Genomic DNA, 26,050 nt, shown 5'->3' with positions numbered 1-26,050 from the left:
CATACCGCATCTTTTATTTCTTCAAATGTAAAAATACCTGCTCAATGAGCAGGTATTTTAGTATTCAGTGCTTTCAGCTAATGAAACGTTAAGTTAAGAACTTACTGACGTGTTCTTGGCTTAGCTGGTTTAGCCGGACGACCATTGTTCATCTTAGGCTTGCTTTTGTTAGCCTGAGGCTTGCCTTTAGCTGCTGGAGCGCTACGACCTGAATCAGGTGTTGTAGTACCGCGAGTCGCAGGCTTCTTACGCTTAGGTTGGTTGCTACGGCCTTTAGGTGCATTTGCACGCTCTTCGTGACGCTTAACAGCACGACGAATTTTTTGACTACGAGAACGCTCACGCTTACGAGAAGTGTTTGAAGGATCAAGATCCAACAAAGTTTCTTTCTCTGGGTTCAGTTCAACTAGCTGACGTAGGTAGTTAACTTCTTCAAGATCTAGCTCTTTCCAACCGCCACGAGGCAGTTTCTTATCAAGGTAGATATCACCGTAACGTACACGTTTCAGGCGGCTTACTGTTGTTTCTTGTGATTCCCAAAGACGACGAACCTCACGGTTACGACCTTCGTTAATCGCTACGTAGAAAGTATGGTTCATACCTTCACCACCAGCGTAAACCACGTCTTCGAAACGAGCCATACCATCTTCTAGTTCAACGCCACGCACAAGGTTCTTAACCTTCTGCTCAGTCACTTCACCGAATACACGTACTAGGTACTCACGTTCAACCTGACGGCTTGGGTGCATTAGACGGTTTGCAAGTTCACCATCAGTAGTGAAAAGCAAAAGACCCGATGTGTTTGCATCAAGACGACCAACTGAAATCCAACGAGAACCACGGATCTTAGGTAGACGATCGAAAACAGTACGGCGGCCTTCAGGATCGTGACGAGTACAAAGCTCACCTTCAGGTTTGTAGTAAGCAAGTACACGACAAACAACTTCTTCCGAAGCTTTGCCTGAAACAGTATGGCCATCGATACGGATCACTGAGTTCTCGTCTTCAAGACGCTCGCCCAGTTTCGCAACTTGTCCGTTAACACTTACACGGCCAGATTTAATTAAACCTTCTAGTTCACGACGAGAACCGTGACCAGCTCGCGCTAAAACCTTCTGTAATTTTTCGCTCATTTACTCTTTTCTACCTAATTGTCGTCTTCACAGACGTCGAATGAATTTTTTCGCGACCAAATCGCGGTCGCGTATTATCGCAAAGAACCCGCTAAAAAGCACTTGTTATTTGCTATAGCAGGTTCGTTGTATCGTTACAGACTGTTAATCAGTAAAGCGATTATTCAAACGGCGCAGGATCACCAGCACCACGACGTAGAATCACAGCGTCATCGTCACTGAAGTCAATAACGGTTGTTGGTTGCTCGCCCAAATAACCACCATTCAAGATAACATCAACGGCGTGCTCAAGGCTGTCACGAATTTCTTCAGGATCCGATTCGGTTGTCTCGTTACCCGGCAGAATCAATGACGTCGACATCAACGGCTCGCCCATCGCTTCCAATAGGTCTAGCGCGATCTTGTTGTCTGGTACACGAATACCAATGGTTTTACGTTTCGCGTTCATTAAACGCTTTGGCACTTCTTTGGTTGCTTTGAAAATAAACGTGTAAGCACCCGGCGTATGCGCCTTAAGCAGACGGAATGCAACGTTATCCACGCGTGCATACAGTGACAGTTCAGACAGGTCACGGCATAACAGAGTGAAGTTATGTTTATCGTCGATACGGCGAATTTTACAAATACGTTCAAGTGCTTGTTTGTTCTCAAGCTGACAACCCAGTGCATAACCGGAATCAGTTGGATAAACCACAACACCGCCATTGCGGATAATCGCAACCGCTTGGCTGATTAAACGTGCTTGTGGGTTATCTGGGTGTACATAAAAAAACTGGCTCATTGTTGATCCTCGTTATCGAATCTCTCGACTCTATCATCAGAAGGAGCTGGATCACCTAAAGACTATTCAGATGGTGAAACCGTTTGAAACTCCCAATCTTTCCATACTTCTTCTACCCCAGAAGGTAGCCAGAGATTACGTCCAAGTTCCATCCACGGAGATGGGTAATGGAAATCGCTGCCTTGGGAGGCTAATAGTTTGTATTGTATAGCATAATCCGCAAGTGTGCGTCTTTCTTGTTGCGCTTGCTGAGGTTGAGCGACTTCCATCGCATCCCCTTTTGCTTCAACAAATGCCGCTAACAGGCGCTTAACCCACTTCGCTGTAAAGCCATATCGACCAGGGTGAGCCAAGACTGCTTGTCCACCAGCAGCATGAATTGCCGTGACAGCATCACTCATTGAACACCACGTTGGCGGAACGTAACCTGGGTTATTGCGAGTCAGAAACTTTTTAAACACCTGCTGCATGGTTTTCGCGTAGCCATTGTCAACTAACCACTTAGCAAAGTGAGCACGAGTGATAGGCGCATCACCAGCAATTAACTTCACTTCGTCCAACACCCCTTCTCGGGTCGCTTTCTCAAGACGCTGAGCAATGAGCTCGGCACGCCCGATACGGTGTTGCTTCTGTTGTTCAATCAATGCTTTCAATTCAGGCGACTCAGGATCAACGTTTAACCCAACAATATGGATATCTTTGTTTTGCCAAACAGTCGAAATCTCAATGCCGTTGATCAACTGAATCGGAAGGTTGTTATCAGCAATATAGCTTCGTGCTTCAGCAAGCCCATCAGTCGTATCATGATCTGTAATCGCTAACGCTTCGATGTTAAAGCTTAGCGCTCGGTCAATTAGCTCAGGTGGAGTAAGTCGGCCATCTGAGGCTGTTGTATGACTATGTAGATCAATTCTCATATATTCTTTTTCATTGTTTTCAATTTTTATCGTTATATTTGTGTCAACACACTTGACCCGCAAGCAGAAAACTAGTTAACTAGTACGCAAATACGAAGTATCACATTTGATAGGTTCACCATGTTACAAGAATTTAACCAAAACCATAAAGATAAAGTTTTAGAACTTTCTTCAGTAGAAGCAAGTTCAGAGCTTAATTGGTGGCGCACTTGGACAAGTTCTTGGTGGGCTAACGTGTACTTCTAATTAAACAGTTTGTTTATAAAAAAGTTATCACTAAGCCCGCTTTAATAGCGGGCTTTTTAATTTGTCGAACATCTCACATTCAACTGACTAACAAATCATCGAATTGACCATATTCTAGATTGGGTGAAAGGTATCTTTATGCGACTATGTACGGCAGGAAATTTAAAGAATCATAAAGGAGGTCTTGTGAACAAGGCCATTGAAATCAAAAAGCTGGGAACCATTAAGGTCATCAATTCTTCAGTTCCTTACTCGCAAGATCCAACCAGTGTTTTTCATACCTTGTGTGAGAACAAAACAGACAGTTTGCTGTTGGAATCTGCTGAGATTGAATCTAAACAGAACCTGACAAGCCTACTCCTTATCGACTCTGCTGTTCGTATTGTATGCCGCGGACATGAAGTAACCTTTCAAGCGTTGACTCAAAACGGTCAAGCGCTTATCGAACACCTAACTCAAAACGTTAAATCTGAAATTAAATCTGATTTGACGGATAACTTACTAACGCTGACTTTTGTTGAGCCGAGCAACGAATTAGACGAAGACTCACGCTTAAGAGAAGCTTCTTCTTTCGATGCACTGCGTTTGGTTCAGCACAGCTTTGAGCAAGACGCTGATAATAAGCACGCGTTATTCATGGCTGGTTTATTCGCTTACGACATCGTGGCGAACTTCGAACCACTAGGCGATGCTGAAGCAACCAACAACTGCCCTGACTTTGTATTCTACGTGGCTGAAACCCTGTTGCGTTTCGATCACCAAGAGAATGAAGGTCTGCTACACGCAAGCTTGTTTGCTCAAGATGAAAGTGTCAAAGCACAGCTAACTGAGCGCCTAACCGACATTCAAACACAATGTCAGTCGCTGAAAGCCATCACAGAAGTTACGCCACTAGACAACGTTGACGCTGTACCAAGTGTTTCTGATGAAGACTTCTGCCAAACGGTTCGTGACCTAAAAGAGTACGTAGTAAAAGGTGATGTGTTCCAAGTGGTACCTTCACGCCGCTTCACGCTTCCTTGCCCTGCCCCACTGGCAGCCTACAAAGAACTTAAGCAAAGCAACCCAAGCCCTTACATGTTCTACATGCAAGATGAGCTGTTTACTCTGTTCGGTGCTTCTCCCGAAAGCGCGCTGAAATACGAAACCGAAACCAACCAAATTGAGATCTACCCAATTGCCGGCACTCGTCGTCGCGGTAAGCGTCCTGACGGTCAAATCGATTTCGACCTAGACAGCCGTATCGAGCTTGAACTGCGCACCGACAAGAAAGAAAACGCGGAACACATGATGCTGGTCGACCTAGCACGTAACGATGTGGCACGTATCGCTGAAGCTGGCACTCGCCACGTAGCAGACCTGCTAAAAGTAGACCGCTACAGCCATGTGATGCACTTGGTTTCTCGTGTTGTTGGTCAACTACGTGAAGACTTAGATGCCCTACACGCTTACCAAGCTTGTATGAACATGGGGACGCTAACAGGCGCTCCTAAAATCCGTGCAATGCAGCTTATCCGTGACGTAGAAAAAACGCGTCGTGGTAGCTATGGCGGTGCGGTAGGTTACCTAACAGGAAAAGGCACGTTAGATACTTGTATCGTGATTCGCTCTGCTTACGTTGAAGATGGTGTAGCACAAGTACAAGCTGGCGCGGGCGTGGTATTCGATTCAGACCCACAAGCAGAAGCAGATGAGACTCGCGGCAAAGCACAAGCGGTCATCTCAGCGATTCAAGCTGCACATACTAAAAACTCTGCAGCAAATCTGAACATCTCAAATAAGAAGGAGTTGTAATCATGGCTGATATTGTATTCATCGATAACTTCGACTCGTTCACTTACAACCTTGTAGACCAGTTTCGTTCATTGGGTCACAACGTAAAAATTTACCGTAACAACATCTCTGCAAAGGTCGTTGAAGCGGCGATTAACGAATTAGACAACCCTGTTGCCCTACTTTCACCGGGCCCTGGCGCTCCGGCTGACGCGGGCTGTATGCCTGAGCTGATTCAGTTGCTAAAAGGCAAAGTGCCAATGATTGGTATTTGTTTAGGCCACCAAGCGATCGTTGAAGCTTATGGCGGTACCGTTGCAGGCGCAGGCGAAATCATTCATGGTAAGGTGTCGATGATGGAACACCAAAATCATGCGACTTACCAAGGCTTACCTTCTCCACTGGCTATTGCTCGCTACCACTCTCTGGTTGCTACGCATGTATCTGATAGCCTAACGGTAACAGCTGAAGTCGATGGTCTGGTCATGTCTGTGGTTCAAGAACAAGACAAGGTGTGTGGATTCCAATTCCACCCTGAATCAATTATGACGACCTACGGTGCAACGCTTCTAGCGAACGCGATCGAATGGGCTCTAGAGAAGCCTCTCTGCCTTGAGAAGAAAGCCGCTCTTGATAAAAAGACTAACTAGGACGAAATCATGGAACAGATTAATAAACTTTACGAACAGCAGTCTCTTACTCAAGAAGAAAGCCAACAGTTATTCGACGTTATCATCAAGGGTGAACTAGACCCAATCCTGATGGCTTCTGCACTGACTGCACTGAAAATCAAAGGCGAGACGCCAGAAGAAATCGCCGGTGCGGCGAAAGCACTGCTTGCTAATGCAAACCCGTTCCCACGCCCAGATTACGATTTTGCAGATATCGTAGGTACAGGCGGCGACGGTCACAACACCATTAATATTTCGACGACTTCAGCATTCGTTGCTGCCGCTTGTGGCTTAAAAGTCGCGAAGCACGGTAACCGCAGTGTATCGAGCAAATCAGGCTCTTCTGACCTACTGGATTCATTTGGTATTAACCTAGCGATGACCGCGGAAGATACACGTACAGCTGTCGATGAGCTTGGCGTAGCATTCCTATTTGCTCCGCAATACCACGGTGGCGTGCGTCACGCGATGCCTGTTCGCCAAACAATGAAAACACGTACTATCTTCAACATCCTTGGCCCACTGATTAACCCTGCTCGCCCTAACATCGAGCTAATGGGTGTTTACAGCAAAGAGCTTGTACGCCCTATCGCGGAAACCATGCTGCAAATGGGCATGAAGCGCGCGGCGGTTGTTCACGGTAGCGGCCTTGATGAAGTCGCAATTCACGGTGAAACCATGGTTGCAGAAATCAAAGATGGTGCGATTCACGAATACACAGTGACACCGGCAGACTTTGGTTTGAACACTCACCCGCTTGAAGCTATCAAGGGCGGCGAGCCAGAAGAAAACAAAGCCATCACAACCAATATCCTGACGGGTAAAGGCACTGAGGCACAAGTTGGTGCAGTGGCTGTGAACGTTGCTTTATTGATGCGTCTATTTGGTCACGAAGACCTAAAAGCCAACGCACAACAAGCCATTGATGCGATGAACTCTGGCAAAGCATACGAGCTTGTACAAAAGCTTGCTGCGCACGCCTAACGAACGACGAATTGAGACAAAGAACATGACACAGACTACCGATAAACTGTCGACCCACGTTTCAGTCAAAGAAGCTGAAATGGCGGAAGTATTAGCAAAAATCGTTCGTGATAAATACCAATGGGTTGAAGCGCGTAAGCAAGCTCAACCACTGGAAGAGTTTAAAGCGGCGTTAACTGCAACAGACCGCAGCTTTTATGATGCACTGAGCGGCGAACAGACGGTTTTCATTACTGAATGTAAGAAAGCCTCTCCGTCAAAAGGTTTGATCCGTGACGAGTTCGACTTGGACTACATTGCATCGGTTTACAACAATCACGCTAACGCGATTTCAGTGCTGACCGATGAGAAGTACTTCCAAGGTGACTTTGAGTTTTTACCTAAGGTTCGCAGCATTGCTAAGCAGCCAATCCTGTGTAAAGACTTCATGGTTGACACCTACCAAGTTTACCTAGCTCGTCACTATTCAGCTGATGCTATCCTGTTGATGCTATCGGTATTGGATGACGAAGAGTACAAAGCACTTGCTGAGGTTGCTCACTCATTCAACATGGGTGTGCTTACTGAAGTCAGCAACGAAGAAGAACTTCACCGTGCTGTGGCTCTAAACGCTAAGGTGATCGGCATTAATAACCGTAACCTACGTGACCTTTCAACTGATTTGAATCGTACCAAAGAGCTGGCTCCACTGATTCGCGAACTGGCTCCAAACGCCATCGTGATTTCAGAATCTGGCATCTACACCCACCAACAAGTGCGTGACCTTTCAACATTTGCAGATGGCTTCCTAATCGGCAGCTCTCTTATGGCTGAAAAGAACCTTGAACTGGCCGTTCGTAAAGTTACGCTGGGCGAAAACAAGGTTTGTGGTTTAACTCACTCTGACGATGCTGCCAAAGCGTATCAAGCAGGCGCGGTATTAGGTGGTCTGATTTTCGTTGAAGCGTCTAAACGTCATGTGGATATCGAAGCGGCTCGTTTAACGATGAGCGGTGCACCGCTGAACTACGTCGGTGTGTTCCAAAACCACAGTGTGGTAGATGTTGCTAACACGGTTTCTGAGCTCGGTTTGTTTGCTGTTCAACTGCACGGTGATGAGTCTCAAGCGTATGTCGATGAGCTAAAACAATCACTGCCTGAAAACGTTGAGATTTGGAAAGCTTACGGTGTGGCTTGCGGCGCTGAGAGCGCATTACCAGAATTACTGGAAAGCAACGTGACTCGTCACCTGCTAGATACTAAAGTGGGTTCTCAAACAGGTGGTACAGGTCAAGCGTTCGATTGGAGCCTAATCAACAACCAAAGCGCAATCATGTTGGCGGGTGGTCTAAACCCAGAAAATGCTAATCAAGCCGCTAAGTTGGGCTGCTTAGGATTAGACCTAAACTCTGGAGTTGAATCTGCTCCGGGTAAAAAAGACGCAGACAAACTACAACGCGCTTTTGCAGAGATTCGTAATTACTAATCTGGCTTCTAAAAGCAAAAACCAGAGCTAGAACTAGAAAGCGGAAACTAGAAAATATATTTGTGAGCTTTGCCTTAGCGAGGCTCAAACAAGACTAAACGACTTGGTGTGAAGACACGCCAATAGAATTGAAGGAATAAGATAATGGCTAAACTCGATGCCTACTTCGGTGAATACGGTGGTCAATACGTACCACAGATCCTAGTGCCAGCACTAGACCAACTTGAACAAGCATTTATCGATGCACAAGCCGATCCTGAGTTCCGCAGTGAATTCATGACGCTTCTTCAAGAGTACGCGGGTCGTCCAACGGCACTAACGCTGACTCGCAACCTAACTAAAGGTACAAAAACCAAACTGTACCTTAAGCGTGAAGACTTACTTCACGGTGGCGCACACAAGACGAACCAAGTACTGGGTCAGGCGCTACTTGCTAAACGTATGGGTAAGCAAGAAATCATAGCTGAAACAGGCGCTGGTCAACACGGTGTTGCGACGGCGCTAGCATGTGCTCTATTGGGTCTTAAGTGTCGCGTTTACATGGGTGCTAAAGACGTTGAACGTCAAAGCCCGAACGTGTTCCGTATGAAGCTAATGGGCGCAGAGGTTATCCCTGTTCATTCTGGTTCTTCTACGCTAAAAGATGCGTGTAACGAAGCTCTACGTGACTGGTCTGCAACTTATGAAGATGCGCACTACCTGCTAGGTACGGCTGCGGGTCCTCACCCATTCCCAACCATCGTTCGTGATTTCCAGCGTATGATTGGCGAAGAAACGAAAAACCAAATTCTAGCTCGTGAAGGTCGCCTTCCTGATGCCGTTATCGCTTGTGTTGGCGGCGGTTCAAACGCTATCGGCATGTTCGCTGATTTCATCGAAGAAGAAACGGTTCGCCTAATCGGTGTTGAGCCAGCTGGTAAAGGTATTGATACCGACCAACACGGCGCGCCGCTTAAGCACGGTAAAACGGGTATCTTCTTTGGTATGAAAGCACCATTGATGCAAGATGAGAACGGCCAAGTAGAAGAGTCTTACTCTGTATCTGCAGGTCTAGATTTCCCATCAGTTGGCCCTCAGCATGCTCACCTAAATGCTATTGGCCGTGCTGAATACGAAAACGTAACCGATGATGAAGCGCTAGAAGCGTTCCAATCTATCGCACGTAATGAAGGTATCCTCGCAGCGCTAGAGTCATCTCATGCTTTAGCTCATGCAATCAAAATGGCTCACGACGAACCAGAAAAAGAACAGCTGTTAGTTGTTAACTTGTCTGGCCGTGGTGACAAAGACATTTTCTCTGTACACGACATCCTTAAAGAGAAAGGAGCATTATAATGGATCGCTATCAATCACTATTCACTCGCTTAGCTGAAAAGAATCAGGGTGCATTTGTACCATTCGTAACGGTTGGCGATCCTAACCCTGAACAGTCTCTTAAGATCATGGAAACTTTGGTTGAAGCAGGTGCTGATGCGCTTGAACTTGGTATCCCATTCTCTGATCCACTGGCTGATGGCCCAACAATCCAAGGTGCGAACATTCGTGCGTTAGATTCTAAAGTAACACCTGATGTGTGTTTTGATCTAATTGGTCAAATCCGCGCGAAATACCCAGAGCTACCAATCGGCCTACTGATGTACGCAAACTTGGTTTACGCACGTGGTATTGAGAACTTCTACGAGCGTTGTGCGAATGCAGGTATCGACTCAGTACTGATTGCAGACGTACCAACCAATGAAAGCAGCGAGTTTGTTGCAGCAGCGAAGAAATTTGGCGTTCATCCAATCTTTATTGCTCCACCGACGGCGAGCGATGAAACGCTTCAGTCAGTATCAGAACTTGGTGGTGGCTACACTTACCTACTTTCTCGTGCTGGCGTAACGGGTGCAGAAACAAAAGCGAACATGCCAGTAACCGCACTACTTGATCGTTTGAACAAGTTCGATGCGCCACCAGCACTGCTTGGTTTTGGTATATCTGCTCCTGAGCAAGTAAAAGAAGCGATTCAAGCTGGCGCTGCCGGTGCTATCTCTGGCTCAGCGGTTGTAAAAATCATTGAGAACAATGTTGAACAACCAGAAGCAATGCTTAAAGCATTGGCTGAGTTTGTAACGCCAATGAAAGCCGCAACACAGAAGTAATCTTTAGCATTCGCTAAACACGACTTTAGATTCTAAAAGGCACCACAGATGTGGTGCCTTTTTTATTTCTGTCGGAAAAACTTGTTAATCTTCCGACTTCATCGCTTTCTTAATCGCAGCCTCATTGAGTGTCGCTTTGATCGGGTCAGTGATTTTATCCACCAAATCGACAGGCATCGGGAATACGATGGTTGTGGTGCGTTCATTCGCGACCTCGGTTAGTGTCTGCATTCACACCATAAAAGCGCCCAAGGAAGAACACCACTGCACGCTCGTACTCGCGCAGAACTCGGAACATGCTGGCTATCAACAAGACAACGAGCACGATGACAATACCTATAGTGTGTATAAACATAACCGCCCCCTAATGGTAACGATGGCTAAGCAATTAATAATTCAATCAAATTTGTGCTAGCATTCCGCGCTAACAGTGCGTGCTAACAGTTCGCGCTAACTAGATTTCGATGGTGTCTCATCGGGCAGCGCTTCAACATCCAAAGAAAGCCCTGTGAGCTTGGTGACTCTGATACTCTGCCCTGCTTTCAGTTCATTAGCGCACTTAGCTTGCCAGATCTCACCTTCAACCAGCACACGACCCGCACCTGGGAAACCGCTGACGACTTTACCAATCTCACCGACAACCGCTTCCATCCCAGTCGTCACTGGCTTGTTTCTTACTCGGACTAGCATTGATATTGTTACGACGATAAACGCTACAGAGAACAAACTGATTCCGATAATTAACGGTAATGCGATTTGGTAACCCGGCACCTCAGTGTCCATCAACATGATGGAACCAAGTGAAAACGCAGCAACGCCCCCTAAGCCAAAAATACCAAAGCTCGGACTAAAGGCTTCGGCGACCATCAAGGCAATACCGAGTAGAATGAGGGCGAGACCTGCATAGCTCACAGGCAACATTTGTAAGGAGTACATAGCTAACACCAAGCAGATACCACCAAGTACCCCTGGCAAGCCGACACCTGGGTTATAAAACTCAAGCAACAAGCCGTAGATACCAATCAGCATTAAGATATAAGCAACGTTTGGATTCGTAATCACAGAAAGCAAACTAAAGCGCCAGTCTTGTTCTCGCTCGACAAACGCCACATCACTTAATTGAACTTGCTGACTGACGCCATTGATTGTGATGGTGCGTCCGTTGCTCATTTCCACTAGCTGCTGTAAATCACTCGCGATGAAATCAATGACGTTAAGTTCGAGCGCATTCTCTGAATCTAAACTCGCCGCTTCTCTTACCGCCTTTTCTGCCCACTCTTCATTACGATTGTGCAATTTAGCCAAGCTAATAATGTAAGCGGACGCATCGTTGATCACCTTCTTCTCAATCGCCGTTGTGGCTTTTACTTGCTCAGAGTTATCTTCTTTAGGTGAACTTTGCTCACTGGCTGTGGCGCTGTCGTCTTTATTGGCGTCTTCTTGTGGAGATAACGGATTAGAAGGGCCTTTACCTCCACCAAGAGACACTGGAGTCGCGGCGCCTAAGTTGGTTCCGGGAGCCATAGATGCGATGTGACTGGCGAATAAAATATAAGTCCCTGCAGCTTGCTGCGCGTGAACCTGCTGGTCCAACCCAAGTTGCTATCGGAATCGGTGACGTGGTGATGGATCTGATAATGTCACGCATCGACGTATCTAACCCGCCGGGCGTGTTCATTTTCAATATGATGAGCTTAGCTTGCTCGTCGTGAGCTTGTTCTATTTCTCTCGTGAGGTAGTCACTGGTCGCCGGACCTATACCTCCATTCACCTCTATCACCCAGACATCATCGGCCTGAACATTAGCAGAGGCGAACAACAGAAGAAACGCGAACAAGCACTTTAATATAAAAGTCATAGCCCCTCTCCTTACAACTGAGATGCTAGATAGACGTTTTATTTAAAGCGTAGAGGTAACATCTTGGTAATAAATAGATATCTTAAGCATAGTTCAGGCTGAATTTCACACAACACACAGCTCAAAATCTCACCTCGTTCGCAACGAGCAAAAAAAACGCAAAGATGAAACGAAAATGTTAACAAAACCCACTAAATACCGAAGCATAGAAATCATTCACATAACACCAGATAGATTTACATTTATAAACTCGACAAATAACTAACCAATAAAAACAAAAGCAAACGTTTGCACCGGTACAAAAAAACGACAGATAACATTAGACTTCCTATTTTTAGACGTCTTTCACCTCTGCTCATATTGATAAATGTAAAGGATACGTGTAAAACTCTTCGCGAAATATTTATCCAATGGTACATCGTACATTGGTGGGTAGTTCTGGGATTTTTATATTTAGTAGCACAGAGGTTATGGAAGTGTTAAAAGAAAAGAATTTACTAAGCAACATCGGCGTTCAAGTCGTTATTGCAATGATCATCGGTACCGTAGTCGGCGCGATGATGGGTGACAGCGCAACTATGTTCGCTCCACTGGGTGCTATCTTCATCAACTTGATCAAGATGCTGGTTATCCCTCTAGTCGCGGTTGCCCTAATTTCAGGTGCTGCTGGTCTAGGTAACAGCTCATCGGCTGGTAAAGTCGGTGTGACAACACTGGGTTACTTCGCACTAACGTCTGCACTTGCTGTAGCACTAGCGCTTGTAATGGGTGAAGTATTCGAACCGGGTCGTGGTATCGATGTTTCTGGCGTAGAAGGCATGTTCTCTTCTGAATACGCTGCGAAAGGCGAACTTCCAACGTTCTGGGCAACCATTACTGGCATGATCCCTACCAACGTTTTCCAATCATTGAACGAAGCAAACATTCTGCAAATTCTAGTTTTCTGCTTATTCTTTGGTATCGCGCTTTCTAAGCAAGCGAAAGAAAAACGTGACCCTATCATCAATGGCGTAAACGCGATTGTTGACGCTATGGTATGGATGATCAACAAAGTGATGATCATTGCACCACTTGGCGTATTCGGTCTAATGGCAGAAGCAGTAGGTACGTTCGGTTTTGGCGCACTAATGGTTGTATTCAAACTGTTCATCGTTTACATCGCTGCAATCCTTATCTTCGGCTTTGTTGCTTACCCACTGATGATTCAAATCTTCACTAAGACTTCAGCTAAGAAGTTCCTAGTCGCAATGAAGAAGCCTCAAGCGGTTGCACTATCAACGGCTTCATCAATGGCGACACTACCAGTAACAATGGAAACAGTTGAGAAAGAACTTGGCGTTCGTAACTCTACCGCTTCATTCGTTCTGCCTCTTGGCGCAACGATCAACATGTCTGGTAACGCGATCTACTACGGCCTAGTGGCTATCTTCTTCGCTCAGCTATTCAACATCGACCTATCTATGGGCGCTTACGTTGCTATCATCGTTACGTCTACACTAGGTGCAGTTGGTCAAGCAGGTGTTCCAGGTCCTTCTTTCCTAGTGGTTGCAGTTCTTCTAGCGGCTGGTATTCCTATCGAAGGTCTACCTCTGTTGTTCGCTCTAGACCGTATCTTCGACATGATCCGTACTGCTCTGAACATCACTGGTGATGCAGCATGTGCAGTCATCGTTGATTCTCTAATCGAAGACGAAGCGAAAGAAGCTGAGCTGCAAAAACAGCAAGCTTAATCTTGTCGTTCACTTTGAATGAATAAATAAAAACCGCCTTATTTTAAGGCGGTTTTTTATTAGATACTTATTCTAGTTGAGTCGATTAATCTCGTACTTGAAAGGTTAATTGATTAACCCAAATGCACGAGGAAGAGCCAAGCTGATTTCTGGAATAAAAGTAATGGCCAACAATGTGACGATCAATACGGCACAAAACGGCATGATACTTCTTATAACATTCTCAATTTTAGAACCACTGACACTACAGCCTACAAATAGCGCAGTACCAACGGGTGGCGTGGCAATGCCAATACATAAGTTGAAGATAATCATCATCGCAAAGTGAATGGGATGCATGCCTAAATGCTCGGCTATCGGCATAAAGATAGGGGTAAAGATCAATACGGCTGGCGTCAAATCCATAAACATACCCACAATCAGTAGAATCAGATTCATCAGAATAAAGATGATAATCGGATTATCTGAAATAGAGAGCATCCAATCACTGATCATTGTTGGTAGACCAGTAAAAGCCATTGCCCATGACATAATGGTAGAAGCACCAATCAAGAACAACATAATGCCAGTCACCTGAACGGTTTCTCTGCAAATTACCGGGAAGTGCTCCCACTTGAGGGTTCGGTAACAGAGTGACAGTATAAAAGAGTACAGAACCGCTATACATGCCCCTTCTGTTGCAGTGAACACACCACCAATAATACCGCCAATAACAACAACAATAAGCCCCAAGCTTGGCGTTGCTTGCCAAACAATATTAAGCACATCTTTCGTTGTAAAGCCGTCATTGGCACTTGTTTTATAGCCTTTCTTTTTAGCGATGAAATAGGCTACGACCATACAACTTAGACCCATTAAAATACCTGGGACATAACCTGCGATAAACAGTGCCGCAACGGATGTTCCACCCGATACCACTGAAAATACGATCAGCGAATTACTCGGCGGTATTAATAAACCAGCCGGGCAAGATGCAACGTTTACTGCTGTTGCTAAGTTTTTATCATAACCATCTTTTTCTAATTCAGGGCCTAAGGTTTTGCCTACCGCTGCTGCAGCTGCAACGGCTGATCCTGAAACGGCGCCAAACATCATATTTGCAAAGATATTAACGTGGAAAAGTGAACCAGGAATCCAACCCACCAAGAGCTTTGCAAGGTTGATCAGTCGACTCGCTATACCACCCACATTCATTATATTCCCAGCGAGGATAAAGAAAGGGATTGCTAATAAACTGAAACTATCGATACCGGTAATAATTTTTTGACCCGCAGTAATACTTGCGACTTCAAACGGTAAGATGAAATACATGATCGTTAAAGATGACATAGCAATTGCAATCGCAATGGGCATGCTTATCGCGATCATGAATAAGAAGAGGCCTAGCAGCCAAACACCAATGGACAAATCCATAATATAAGGTCCTTTTATAACTTACTTTTTATTGGGTTCACAAAAAAGATCAAACGTATTCATGACCAAATAGATGAGGATAATAACGGCTGAAATTGGCAATATTGAATAGACCGTCGACATCGGTAATTGCAGTGCTGGAGATAGTTGTTGTGTGGTTCTTCCCATTAAGGCAATACCACCTTGAAGCATTGCTAAAGAGACAAATGCGCCAGAAATTACATTGATGAGTAAATGCAGTGCTATGTGTGCTTTGCCCTTAAGATAACCATCCAATAACGTTATTGCTAAGTGTCCTTTGATACCAAATAAGTAACTTGCTCCCAATAACCCCAGCCATACCATCGCATAACGAGCAAGTTCATCAGTCCAGTTACTTGGGTCATTCAACACATAGCGACTAAAAACCTGCCAAGTGACCGTCACGACCAGTAACATGAGTGCAAAAGAAGAGACAAAAAGAATCAACCTATCAAGTAGGTTTCTGAAAGTTGCTAACATGGGGTGATACCTCAAAAAATTTTGCCTTAGCAAAGCCAAGGCAAAATTATATTTTCACTAATACTGGTTAAAGAACTTCAATTTTTTCAATGAATGAAGCTAATTTAGGGTCTTTTTTCGCTTCATCAATCATAGGTTTAACAGCTGCACGGAAAGGGGCTTTATCAACCTCAACAAACGTTACGCCTGCTTTCATTCCTTTCTCTTTGTTCATGTCATCTGTTGCGTCCCAGATCTTGATCTGCTCTTCAAGAGACTCTGCTGCTGCTTCCTTTAAGATTTTTTGTTCGTCTGGCGTTAGTGAAGCCCATTTATATTCTGAAATGATGATCACATCGGGTGTCATCATGTGCTGGTCCATAGAGTAAAATTTAGCAACTTCACTGTGTTTCATTTCAACTAAGCTAGAAATATTGTTTTCAGCACCATCAATTACGCCTTGTTGCAGTGCTGTATATACCTCATTGAAAGGTACAGGTGTTGCTTTACCACCTAATAGGTTGACCATTTCCATCATGGTTGGAGAACCAGGCACTCGAACTTTCATTCCTGCAAGATCGGCCGGCGAGTTAATTGCTTTTTTAGCGTAGAAGCTACGTGTACCTGAATCATAAAATGTAAGTCCAATGAAACCTTTACCTTCGCTTGAAAGTAGCATCTCTTGTGCAGCTTCACTTCGCATGAACGTTCTCATATGTGGAACATCACGGAATAAGAAAGGCAGTGCATTAACCTTAAACGTTGGTTCAAAAGATTCAGCTAATCCACCATTGATTTTCGCCATATCAATCGCGCCCGTAACAACTTGCTCAGCTTGGTCACGCTCAGAGCCTAGTTGACCGTTCGGAAAGATCTTAATCGTAAGGTCACCATTCGATTTTTCTTTAACTTTATCAGCCATGATCACCATGCCTTGGTGAGCAGCGCTTTCTAGTGACATTGCATGCCCTAGGGTCAAAGTTTTTGCTTGAGCTCCAAATGTCATGAGAATTGATGCTGCAGCAATCGTCAGTAGGTGTTTTTTCATGTTCTTCTCCAGAATCCATTTTTGTAAGAGGTACAGTTTTATATGTCACGTTAGAGCCGAGCTTGAGATCTAAAAATCAATTGCATACCGCTCACTCGTGTAACGCTTCATTACAATATTCTTACCTTATGAATTTTGTATTACAATAGCACCTGTACGTTTTGTGAACTAAGGTTCGTATGTGAGCCTGATGCTTTATTTGATTGTGATACCAATCATATTTGGCACTATTTGAGCCATTAATTAGCCTACTTTAGGATTTATTTGGGATTCTGGGTACTTTCAACTGCTTCAAGAACAAGCTCTTAACTAAAAACCACACGTAAACTTGTGTTATTTTAAGACTTAAAACCCAATTTCAAAGCATGGACAAAGAAGGTTTCATCGGTCGAAAAGTGGGATGTTAACTGCGCTTGGGAGAGGAAATAAAGATAAAGCTTTGTGTACAAGAGTGGATCAACGGGTATGAGGGCAATGGTGGGAATCTTACTGGGTAGAATTGTTTGTAACAAAAATCCGAGTGCCTAACAGCTCTCGGATTTTTTGGTGATTTAACTTTAGGCGCTAGCTCAATTACAAATCACTACCATAGATATCAAACGTGAAGTACTTAGAAGCAATCTTGTCGTAAGTACCATTGGCTCTGATCTCTTCGATGGCGTTGTTGAACTGTTTTGCCAGTTTTGAATCTTGCTTTCTTAGTGCTAACGCCGTGCCTTCGCCAATGTAGGCTTTGTCGGTTACCGCTTTACCCTTGAATTCAAAGCCCTCTCCTTCTTTCTTATCTAAGAAAGCGAGTGACAGTTGATCGGAATTGCCGAAGGTGAGATCTAAACGGCCATTTTTCAGATCCAGATACACTTCATCTTGCCCGGTATAACGCTTAATGTTGGCAACACTACCAAATTTATCTGTTACGTAACGATCGTGAATTGTGCCTTGCTGAACACCGATGGTTTTGCCCGCTAAACCTGTCTCATCAATTGCAAACTCTGTGCTTTTGGCAGCAACAAATACAGCTGGTGTTTGGTAGTACTTGTCAGTAAACAAGATTTTGCGTTTACGCTCTTCGGTAATACGCATAGAAGCCATTATCACATCTGACTTTCTTGCCAATAGGCTTGGAATTAGAGAGTCCCAGCTTTGTGATACCCAAGTACAATCTAGTTTAGCTTGCTCACACAAAGCATCAGCTATCTCAATATCAAACCCGACAGGCACGCCTTCACTATTTTTGTAGTTGAATGGCGGATAGGTAAAATCTGACGCCAAACGGATTTCTTTCGCCTGTACCGTTGTACCAAGTAAAGCGGCCGCACAAGCAAGTCCTAGTATTATCTTTTTCATCATTGCCATCCTAGATATGATCTTTGTCGAGTTGAAATTGAGGTTCTTTATCTTGAAGCTGTTGAGTTTGTTGCTTCTTTTCTAATCCGGTCTGGTAACTTGTAAGTGACGCTATCACTTCCGCCATGCTCTCTGGGCTACCAATACTGATTCGAACGCAGTGACGTAATGCAGGCTCATGATGTTGATTCCTTGTCACAATGCCATCTTTCGCCAATACACTAAACAGCTCATGTTCAGGCTTGTGGCGTATTAACACAAAGTTGGTAGAAGACGGGTAAACCCGCTCAATGAAATCAAACTGATTCAGTTCAGAAGCAAAGCGATTACGTAGTTCAACCAACTTTGAGGTTGCTTCTTGCATCACAGTTACACGCTCATTAGATAACGCCTCTAGAACTATCTGAGACGAACAATCTGGCATTGGATATGGCGGAATGAGCTTTGAGACATACTGCATCACATTTTGACTCGCCAAGATAAAACCACAGCGTACTGCTGCAAGTCCAAATGCCTTAGACAAGGTGCGAATTACAACCAAATGTGGGTAGCGTTCAATCAGGCTCACGGCTGATGTTTGCGGTTCAAACTCAATATACGCTTCATCCACCACAACCAAAGATTTACCCTGAGTCCCTTCAAGCACCTGAATCAGATCCGATTTCGGAATCACATTGCCTGTTGGGTTGTTCGGCGAACAAAGGAAAACGATATTAGCCAACTCAGCTTTATTCAGAATATCAGCAACGTCTAAACTGAAATCTTCCTGCAAAGGAGAATCAAGCGTTTCAATCGCTAATGCATCAGCGCAAAACTCATACATGGCATACGTTGGTGAGCAAATAAGGATATTATCTTGAGCGGGTTTGCAGAATGTTCTGATCAGTAAATCAATCGCTTCATCGGCACCACGCACCGCAACGGTTGCAACGTCAGTTCCGCAATAAGCTTGGTAACCCTTGGCAATGTCTTGCGGTAAAAAGTCTGGGTAACGATTATGACTGGCTTCTCGTTGAAACAAAGCGCTTTCCAATTCATTTGCGTTTAACCAGACACGTCCATCACCACCAATTCTTCTTGCTGATTGATAAGGTATTAATTTTTTTACAGCCTGAGGCACTAAGTTATCAATAAAAGATGTCAAGAAGCTATCCCTTTCACATAGTCACAATGTCTTCACCACTGCTTTCATATTCAAAAAATGTGATTTATACACATATTGAATCACTAATGATGAGTAAGTATTTACATTCAAACAGAACACTATTGATAAATGAATCGAAATAATCACATAATAGCCATGATAAAAAGTCATAGGTAATGATATGAACAACACACTCCCTTCAACCAAAACCTTGCTCGCATTCTTGTCTACGGCAAGGCATCTCAACTTTACACGCGCAGCACATGAGCTCAATGTGACGCAAGGGGCAGTGAGCCGCCAGGTGTTGTCGTTTGAAGACAATCTGGGGTGTGATCTCTTCTATCGCCATGCTCGTGGTTTGTCATTAACGCCTAAAGGAGAAGAACTGGTTCCTCTCATTCAAGGGACAATTCAACAACTGCAATCGGCACTTAATCAGGTCGCGAGCTCTCCCTCTAAGATAAAGCTCAATGCCCCGAGTTGTATTACCTCTTGGCTATTACCTAAGTTGATGTCGTTTCAACAGGCCTATCCTGAGATTGACGTCGAGCTCACATCGACCATCAAGCACGTTTTTGAGCCAAGCTTTGATCCCTTCGATGCGGTGATCACCTATGGCAAGAAACCAAGCCAGCACTCAATTGTTAGTCAACTGCTGTTCAACGAACAACTCGCCCCTATCTGCCAAGCACAGAGCATTGTGCCAAGCCACCTGATTGACAGCACTTCAACTGTTATCAAGCCACACAAGCTTGCTCAGTACACTTGGTTACATGCCAACAATGAACAAAGTGACTGGCGACTTTGGTTAGAACACATCGGCAGCCATGATCTTTCCAGTAAGAACAACCAACAGTTCGCCACGCTCGACCAAGCGATGAACGCGGCCATTCAAGGATTTGGTATAGCGATAGGCGATATTACGCTCGCTAAGCAAGATATCGATTTGGGGAGATTGGTGAAAGTAAGTGAAGGCAGTGTGTTCTCCGGCAACGGTTACTTCTTGCTGCAACCTAAGAATCGTCAAAATGCGTCATTATCGACTCTGGTAGATTGGCTCGTTGATTAAAGGAATAATTGAAACGAATCAAATAAAATCATTTTAAACAAGGCGTTATAAAGGGAAAGCGCCCTAGCTCGTCAGAATGAGAATCAAGTGATTCCCAAATTGATGTAAGAAATCGATTCTCAAAATAAAACTATTCCTCTTCCGCAACGTATTGTTTGGGTGAGAGCAGACGAAACCTTCTTTTAGCTCAATGAAAATACAAATCAAATCATTTCGTTAGGTTAAAAGATCTGTCCTCATTGAGAAAATGGCATTCGAATTGCTTTGTCATAGATAACCCAACCAATATACAGCAGGTTGCATCTTATTCATCATGCAGCTTGTCACGGAGGATAGGCTATGACCTTACAAAGACATACGTATTACGGCTTGATTCACCACGGAATTAAGACCTTGCTAATGGATAGAGTTGGTCACTTTACTGAGCGTGAATATCACGAGTATCTCGACCTGACGACGGGAAAATCAACGTGTTTCGCCATGAGCGAGCAAGAACTAGAGAACACCTTAGATAATCTGAAAAGCGAAGGCTATTTAGAAGATATCAAGAAGTTGATTCCTCGCTACCAAACGTCGTCAATCCGCTGACTCGTGCTTAACAAAATTAGTTTTACAGCCAATTGCCTCGGGCTATTTAGCATCGGGGCAATTTTAGTTAGACTGTTAGCAACTCAACTAACTGGATAGTCAGTCCACATGAAACAAATTCTTGATTTCATCCCTCTCATCATTTTCTTTGCGCTCTACAAGATGTACGACATCTACACCGCGACAGGTGCTTTGATTGTTGCCTCTGCAGTACAGATTGTTTTGACGTACTTCATCTACAAAAAAGTAGAGAAAATGCAGGTGGTCACGTTCCTTATGGTTGCCGTATTTGGTGGCATGACCATCTTCTTACACGACGACAACTTCATTAAATGGAAAGTGACGATCGTTTACGCTCTGTTCGCTATTGGCCTGACAGCCAGCCACCTCATGGGCAAATCAGCCATTAAAGGCATGTTGGGGAAAGAGATCACACTGCCTGATGCCGTATGGGGAAAAATCAACTGGGCTTGGACTCTGTTCTTTACCCTATGCGCCATTCTCAACGTTTACGTTGCTTTCAGCCTGCCGTTGGATGTCTGGGTTAACTTCAAGGTGTTTGGCTTGCTCATCGCGACCTTGTTGTTCACATTACTGACAGGTGTGTACATCTATAAGCACTTACCAAAAGAGCAGCATTTACCAAAAGACCAGCAGAAAGAGTTAACGGATAAAAATACCGACGAGAAGTAACCCTAAGGGATGAGTCCTCATTCCCTTTTTGATACAATTCTTATCAATATGCTATTTAACAGTGGCCAATGATACTCGTGATCATTGGCCACTGGCTTTTTTGTGTTGCGGAAACTGGTCAAAATAAAACCTATTATTTAATGATAATCTCACTAAATTAGCGGTCATCTGGTTTCTTGTTGTTCATTGCACTCATTTGCCAATGTGCTTAACCAGTCAACACATCAGTTTTTATTTAAGATAATCAATACCACCAAGAGTACTACAATGACGATTCAATCAACTTTGAACCCTATTGGTTCTTTACTTCTTCGCACATTAGCGATGCCTTCTGACACCAATGCTGCGGGTCAGATCTTCGGTGGTTGGATAATGTCTCAGCTCGACCTAGCTGGCGGCATCTTGGCGAAAGAGATCTCTAACGGCAAGATTGTGACTGTTTCAGTATCAAGCATTGAATTCAAACAACCTGTATCGGTTGGCGATGTGGTGTGTGTGTATGGCGACTGTACCAAAATTGGCCGTAGCTCGATGAATATCGACCTAGAAGTATGGGTTAAGCCTGTGCTTGATCACGGCATAGGCGACCGTTACAAAGTTTGTGGCGCGACCTTCAACTACGTGGCTGTTGATGAAAGTGGCAAGCCTCGCCCTATCAACAAATAGTATTTTTCACTAAGTCATATACGTCAGTGGTCTTTAGTTTCAGCAAATGAAATTACTAGGGCGTATTGACCTTTCGAGCTGATTTTTGCAGCGAATTGCTGGGTATTTATACAAGGAAGAGGCTTTGATGTGTAGCTAGCCTCCATAAGAAGCCGATAACGTAGTAGAAATGACCAGCAAACGCTGCCCGAAGGGTTCAGCTAAAAGCGTTTTACTCTTTGTTGAGGGAGATTTGCTTAGAATGCTAGGCTACTTCCCCCTCGCCGCGATTAAAACGCTTTTGACTAGGCGTCCCCACCCGAACAAAATTTAACCACGAAAGGTCAACACGCCCTAACGACCATACTGCTCTCTCGCACCATTTCACAATTTCTTATCATTAGCCCTTCCAATACCAATTAGTTCGCGTAAATTAGCAAGATAGCGAATTTAAACGCCCCAATTCAGTGAAGTAAAATAAGGATATCTCAATATGTGGTACGTGATTTTTTCTCAAGACGTCGAAAATTCATTAGAAAAGCGCCTAAGTGTTCGCCCACAACATCTAGAACGCCTACAAACACTTCACGATGAAGGCCGACTTTTGACAGCAGGTCCAATGCCAGCTATTGATTCGGATAACCCTGGCGAAGCGGGTTTCACAGGTTCTACTGTGATTGCTGAGTTTAACTCTTTAGAAGACGCACAGGCATGGGCAGACGCAGATCCGTACATCGAAGCTGGTGTCTACCAAAATGTCATCGTAAAACCATTCAAGAAAGTATTTTAACGTGAAAAAATGGATTATTGGCTCACTAGCAATGGCTCTGCTTGCAGGCTGTGCTTCAAGTGAGCAAGACCAACAAAGACAACTCGAGATGATGGCGCAGCACCGAGCTGGTGTTTTATCTGCAGGCCTACCGATTGAATATGGCCCGCTGTCGGTCATGCGAGTACTCGCAAAAAACACCGTGATTGAAATCATGATGATCTACAACCAAGATGCTAAAGGTGCGAAACCTTTAAACCAAGTTGTAGACATAAGTGTGAATAGCTACTGCACCAACTCTGAAGTGAGAGCAAACCTCGATATGGGCTTGGCTTACAACATCAAGATTCGCAACACTCGCGGACAACTGATGGTTGAGAAGTTGATCAGCAAAGAGACGTGTCAGAGCAGCAGCTAGATTCGATCGAACAAGTATAAAACCAGAAGGCCTCGCATTTGCGAGGCCTTTTTGTGGTTCATCGTGGAATAGCGGGTCAATCTAAATACTAGACTGAATTATGCCTCTGCTGATTCCCACTCTTTACGCAATGCTTTAGTTGCCGAAACTAAGTTAGTCAGCGCCGCTTCCGCCTCAGCCCAATTCCGCGTCTTCAGCCCGCAATCAGGGTTTGCCCATAAGCGTTCTGCTGGAATTTTCTCTGCCGCTTTCTTAAGTAAATCAACAATCCACTCTTGTGATGGAATGTTTGGTGAGTGGATGTCGTAAACACCTGGACCAATCGCATTCGGGTAATTGAACTCTTCAAACGCTTTAAGCAGTTCCATGTTCGAGCGAGAAGTCTCGATGGTGATCACGTCGGCGTCTAGTGCGGCCACTGAATCAATGATCTCGTTGAATTCGCTGTAACACATGTGAGTATGAATCTGAGTCTCTGGCTTAGCACTCGCAGCCGAGATCTTAAAGGCATCTACCGCCCACTCTAAATATTCTGCATGGTCGCGTTTTTTCAACGGCAAACCTTCACGAATCGCTGGTTCATCAATCTGAATAATGTTGATTCCTGCATCTTGTAAATCAGACACTTCATCACGCAGCGCAAATGCCAACTGATTAGTGATCTCTTTACGTGAGATATCTTCACGTGGGAACGTCCAGCATAAGATAGTGACAGGTCCAGTTAGCATGCCTTTCATCTGCTTTGAAGTCAGTGATTGCGCGTAGGTCGACCACTCCACCGTCATCGGTTTTTCACGCTCGATATCTGCCACCACAATCGCTGGTTTCACGCAGCGAGAGCCGTAGCTTTGTACCCAACCAAATTTAGTGGTTTGGAAGCCTGCGAGGTTTTCAGCAAAATATTCCACCATATCGTTACGTTCCGCTTCACCATGCACCAACACATCTAAGCCGAGTGCTTCTTGGCGCTTGACCGCGTCCGCGATGTGACCTTTTAGTGCGGTGGTGTATTCCGCTTCACTCAACTTTCCAGTGCGATAAGCGCTGCGTTGAACACGGATCTCGCCTGTCTGTGGGAACGAACCAATGGTTGTAGTTGGCAATAAAGGTAAACCTAGTACCTCTGATTGATGCGCGGCGCGTTCTGCATAAGGTGCACTGCGCTCCGCTAATGTTTTAGTAATAGTATTAATACGAGCCTGTACCTGCGGCTTATTAACATGAGTTGCACTCTTACGAGCCACAATCGGCTGGCTATAAGTCTCACACGCTAAAATGGCATTTTGATCGCCGTCTAGCGCCGCACCCAATAAGCTAACCTCTGTGACTTTCTGTTTCGCGAAAGCAAACCAGCTTTTCACTTCATCGCTAAGTGAATCTTCTAACTCTAAGTCAACTGGGCTGTGCAGTAGCGAACATGAACTTGCCACCCACAGCTTATCACCTAGCTTCTCTTTCACAGGTTGCAGTTTCGCTAACTGAGTAGCCAAGTCTGCTCGCCAAACATTGCGTCCGTTGATGACACCAGCAGACAACACCCACTCTTCCGGTAGTTTACTCAAGACTTCATCGAGCTGTTGTGGCGCAGCGGCTAAGTCAATATGTAAACCGTTCACTGGCAGTTTTACGATTTTGTCTAAGGTGTCCGTTACCGAATCAAAGTAAGTGGTCAATAGTAACTTCACATCACCTTGAATCACTTGATAAGCCAATTTGAATGAATCTGCCCACTGTTTTTCAAGCTCGAGCGACAGAATAGGTTCGTCGATTTGAACCCACTCAACACCCAATTTGGCAAGCTTAGCTAAAATCGCTTGGTAGACAGTAAGTAGACGTGGAAGTAAGGCTAATCGATCAAAGCCCTCTTCTACTTCCTTACCCAAGTACAAGTAAGACAGCGGGCCAAGAAGGACTGGCTTAACCTTATGCCCAGCTTGAATGGCTTCATTCACTTCATCAAACAGTTGTGGCCAGCTCACTTCAAACGAATCATCTTTACTGAACTCGGGAACAATGTAGTGATAGTTAGTATTGAACCACTTGGTCATATCAGATGCTGCAGCACCATCTTTGGCGCTTTCTGAACCATGTTTCCCGCCACAACACGTTGGCTGTTTTTGAGATTGTATTTGAGTTTGAGATTGCCCGCGACCAACGCGGAACAAGGTATCTAAGTCTGGGAAGGCTTTTTCTTCTTCAGATCCACCAGCGTGACGTTTTGGCACATGACCCAAAAGCAAAGTTGTTGTTAACACATGGTCGTACCATGCGAAGTCACCCGCAGTTGCAAAGCTTAGATTCGCGTCAGCTTGTACATTCCAGTTACGATTTCTCAGTTCGCTGCCGAGCTGCTTAAGCTGTGATTGGTCAATTTCACCGCGCCAGTACTTCTCTAGTGTGAATTTGAGTTCGCGTTTTTCGCCGATACGTGGGTAGCCAAGAATATGCGTTGTAATATTCATGAGCCTGTTCCTTATTCAATAATTATTAGGGTGTGTTGATCTTTGCTGTACATTTTACGTTCAACAATACATCGGTAGCCACATTAACATGAATGCCAGCGATAACATGCTGGCATAATTCCTTTCTAGCTTGTCATATCTACTTGAAATAGCTCGATAATGCTTAATTCTCCCAAAGGCATTTTCGACCAAGTGACGATACTTGTATAGACACCAATCCATACTGCCTTTGTCTATATCTTGTCCATAATTGCGTTTGGCAAATTACCGTTTCT

The 26,050-nt window shown here is 44.6% G+C and carries 23 protein-coding genes, 3 pseudogenes and 1 other annotated feature; of the genes and pseudogenes, 14 read left to right on the top strand and 12 right to left on the bottom strand.

The annotated features are described in order from the left end of the window. Positions 1–101: 101 nt before the first annotated feature. The 3 genes from rluB to L1D22_RS20830 form a co-directional block, all read right to left on the bottom strand. The gene (gene rluB, locus L1D22_RS20840) at positions 102–1,133 is read right to left on the bottom strand and encodes a 23S rRNA pseudouridine(2605) synthase RluB (RefSeq protein WP_017631784.1); all 1,032 of its coding nucleotides are present in this window, start codon (positions 1,131–1,133) and stop codon (positions 102–104) included. A 160-nt stretch (positions 1,134–1,293) separates the two neighbouring features. Further along, positions 1,294–1,914 carry an L-threonylcarbamoyladenylate synthase gene (locus tag L1D22_RS20835; protein ID WP_060467459.1) on the bottom strand — a complete coding sequence of 207 codons (621 nt, stop codon included), beginning with the start codon at positions 1,912–1,914 and terminating at the stop codon, positions 1,294–1,296. A 62-nt stretch (positions 1,915–1,976) separates the two neighbouring features. After that, the gene (locus L1D22_RS20830) at positions 1,977–2,831 is read right to left on the bottom strand and encodes a PHP domain-containing protein (protein WP_017631786.1); all 855 of its coding nucleotides are present in this window, start codon (positions 2,829–2,831) and stop codon (positions 1,977–1,979) included. 120 nt (positions 2,832–2,951) lie between these two features. Between L1D22_RS20830 and L1D22_RS20825 the strand changes: the two genes are divergently transcribed. The 7 genes from L1D22_RS20825 (at position 2,952) to trpA (ending at position 10,111) form a co-directional block, all read left to right on the top strand. Continuing rightward, positions 2,952–3,077 carry a trp operon leader peptide gene (locus L1D22_RS20825; RefSeq protein WP_009848753.1) on the top strand — a complete coding sequence of 42 codons (126 nt, stop codon included), beginning with the start codon at positions 2,952–2,954 and terminating at the stop codon, positions 3,075–3,077. Further along, positions 3,024–3,138: a sequence feature (Trp leader region), on the top strand. It overlaps the preceding gene by 54 nt. Positions 3,139–3,263: 125 nt before the next feature. Further along, complete coding sequence (locus L1D22_RS20820) at positions 3,264–4,871, top strand: anthranilate synthase component 1 (protein ID WP_239831089.1); 1,608 nt, start codon at positions 3,264–3,266, stop codon at positions 4,869–4,871. Positions 4,872–4,873: 2 nt separating this feature from the next. Next, the gene (locus tag L1D22_RS20815) at positions 4,874–5,500 is read left to right on the top strand and encodes an aminodeoxychorismate/anthranilate synthase component II (RefSeq protein WP_239831088.1); all 627 of its coding nucleotides are present in this window, start codon (positions 4,874–4,876) and stop codon (positions 5,498–5,500) included. 9 nt (positions 5,501–5,509) lie between these two features. Then, a complete protein-coding gene (trpD, locus tag L1D22_RS20810) occupies positions 5,510–6,505 on the top strand; it encodes an anthranilate phosphoribosyltransferase (RefSeq protein WP_128160078.1) in 996 nt (331 codons plus the stop codon). A gap of 25 nt (positions 6,506–6,530) precedes the next feature. Next, on the top strand, positions 6,531–7,970 hold the full coding sequence (gene trpCF, locus L1D22_RS20805; RefSeq protein WP_239831087.1) for a bifunctional indole-3-glycerol-phosphate synthase TrpC/phosphoribosylanthranilate isomerase TrpF: 1,440 nt from the start codon (positions 6,531–6,533) through the stop codon (positions 7,968–7,970). 144 nt (positions 7,971–8,114) lie between these two features. Then, entirely contained in the window at positions 8,115–9,305 is a 1,191-nt protein-coding gene (gene trpB / locus L1D22_RS20800; protein WP_017631791.1) for a tryptophan synthase subunit beta, read from the top strand. Continuing rightward, positions 9,305–10,111 carry a tryptophan synthase subunit alpha gene (gene trpA / locus L1D22_RS20795; protein WP_132968281.1) on the top strand — a complete coding sequence of 269 codons (807 nt, stop codon included), beginning with the start codon at positions 9,305–9,307 and terminating at the stop codon, positions 10,109–10,111. Before trpB ends, trpA begins: the two co-directional genes overlap by 1 nt. Before the next feature lie 84 nt (positions 10,112–10,195). On the opposite strand, the pseudogene L1D22_RS20790 reads toward trpA, so the two are convergent. Both L1D22_RS20790 and L1D22_RS20785 read right to left on the bottom strand, forming a co-directional pair. Beyond that, positions 10,196–10,466: pseudogene (locus tag L1D22_RS20790) on the bottom strand (hypothetical protein). A 95-nt stretch (positions 10,467–10,561) separates the two neighbouring features. Further along, positions 10,562–11,969: pseudogene (locus L1D22_RS20785) on the bottom strand (nodulation protein NfeD). Between the two features lie 470 nt (positions 11,970–12,439). Here L1D22_RS20785 and L1D22_RS20780 point away from each other — a divergent pair. After that, positions 12,440–13,699, top strand: a complete 1,260-nt coding sequence (locus L1D22_RS20780) for a dicarboxylate/amino acid:cation symporter (protein ID WP_239831086.1) — start codon at positions 12,440–12,442, stop codon at positions 13,697–13,699. A 105-nt stretch (positions 13,700–13,804) separates the two neighbouring features. Here L1D22_RS20780 and L1D22_RS20775 read toward each other — a convergent pair whose 3' ends face one another. The 5 genes from L1D22_RS20775 to hisC form a co-directional block, all read right to left on the bottom strand. Next, positions 13,805–15,112 carry a TRAP transporter large permease gene (locus tag L1D22_RS20775; RefSeq protein ID WP_239831085.1) on the bottom strand — a complete coding sequence of 436 codons (1,308 nt, stop codon included), beginning with the start codon at positions 15,110–15,112 and terminating at the stop codon, positions 13,805–13,807. Positions 15,113–15,133: 21 nt separating this feature from the next. Further along, positions 15,134–15,613 carry a TRAP transporter small permease gene (locus tag L1D22_RS20770; protein WP_239831084.1) on the bottom strand — a complete coding sequence of 160 codons (480 nt, stop codon included), beginning with the start codon at positions 15,611–15,613 and terminating at the stop codon, positions 15,134–15,136. A gap of 67 nt (positions 15,614–15,680) precedes the next feature. Further along, positions 15,681–16,640 carry a TRAP transporter substrate-binding protein gene (locus L1D22_RS20765; protein WP_239831083.1) on the bottom strand — a complete coding sequence of 320 codons (960 nt, stop codon included), beginning with the start codon at positions 16,638–16,640 and terminating at the stop codon, positions 15,681–15,683. Positions 16,641–17,213: 573 nt separating this feature from the next. Then, on the bottom strand, positions 17,214–17,987 hold the full coding sequence (locus L1D22_RS20760) for an ABC transporter substrate-binding protein (RefSeq protein WP_239831082.1): 774 nt from the start codon (positions 17,985–17,987) through the stop codon (positions 17,214–17,216). A 10-nt stretch (positions 17,988–17,997) separates the two neighbouring features. Next, the gene (hisC, locus tag L1D22_RS20755) at positions 17,998–19,131 is read right to left on the bottom strand and encodes a histidinol-phosphate transaminase (protein ID WP_239831081.1); all 1,134 of its coding nucleotides are present in this window, start codon (positions 19,129–19,131) and stop codon (positions 17,998–18,000) included. 181 nt (positions 19,132–19,312) lie between these two features. On the opposite strand from hisC, the gene L1D22_RS20750 reads away from it, so the two are divergent. The 6 genes from L1D22_RS20750 (at position 19,313) to L1D22_RS20725 (ending at position 23,313) form a co-directional block, all read left to right on the top strand. Next, positions 19,313–20,200, top strand: coding sequence for a LysR substrate-binding domain-containing protein (locus L1D22_RS20750; RefSeq protein ID WP_239831080.1), 888 nt, complete (start codon positions 19,313–19,315; stop codon positions 20,198–20,200). A gap of 339 nt (positions 20,201–20,539) precedes the next feature. Beyond that, entirely contained in the window at positions 20,540–20,788 is a 249-nt protein-coding gene (locus L1D22_RS20745) for a hypothetical protein (RefSeq protein ID WP_176680104.1), read from the top strand. Between the two features lie 108 nt (positions 20,789–20,896). Further along, complete coding sequence (locus L1D22_RS20740) at positions 20,897–21,481, top strand: septation protein A (protein ID WP_239831079.1); 585 nt, start codon at positions 20,897–20,899, stop codon at positions 21,479–21,481. A gap of 267 nt (positions 21,482–21,748) precedes the next feature. Continuing rightward, positions 21,749–22,147 (top strand): acyl-CoA thioester hydrolase YciA, encoded by a 399-nt coding sequence (gene yciA, locus L1D22_RS20735; RefSeq protein WP_017061510.1) that lies wholly within the window; start codon positions 21,749–21,751, stop codon positions 22,145–22,147. Positions 22,148–22,619: 472 nt separating this feature from the next. Next, positions 22,620–22,916, top strand: a complete 297-nt coding sequence (locus L1D22_RS20730) for a YciI family protein (protein WP_017631803.1) — start codon at positions 22,620–22,622, stop codon at positions 22,914–22,916. Between the two features lies 1 nt (position 22,917). Then, positions 22,918–23,313, top strand: a complete 396-nt coding sequence (locus L1D22_RS20725; RefSeq protein WP_239831078.1) for a GspS/AspS pilotin family protein — start codon at positions 22,918–22,920, stop codon at positions 23,311–23,313. 98 nt (positions 23,314–23,411) lie between these two features. Here the strand turns inward: L1D22_RS20725 and metE are convergent, their stop codons facing one another. Both metE and L1D22_RS20715 read right to left on the bottom strand, forming a co-directional pair. After that, positions 23,412–25,775: a 5-methyltetrahydropteroyltriglutamate--homocysteine S-methyltransferase gene (gene metE / locus L1D22_RS20720; protein ID WP_239831076.1), complete on the bottom strand. Its 2,364-nt coding sequence runs from the start codon at positions 25,773–25,775 to the stop codon at positions 23,412–23,414. Positions 25,776–25,835: 60 nt separating this feature from the next. Next, positions 25,836–25,997 (bottom strand): annotated as a pseudogene (locus L1D22_RS20715) (transposase); the annotation flags it as partial. Positions 25,998–26,050 lie beyond the last annotated feature (53 nt).

Origin of the sequence: Vibrio sp. Isolate34 (assembly GCF_022397915.1) — a bacterium.
Taxonomy (GTDB): Bacteria; Pseudomonadota; Gammaproteobacteria; order Enterobacterales; family Vibrionaceae; genus Vibrio.
This window is presented reverse-complemented; position numbering and strand designations above follow the sequence as displayed.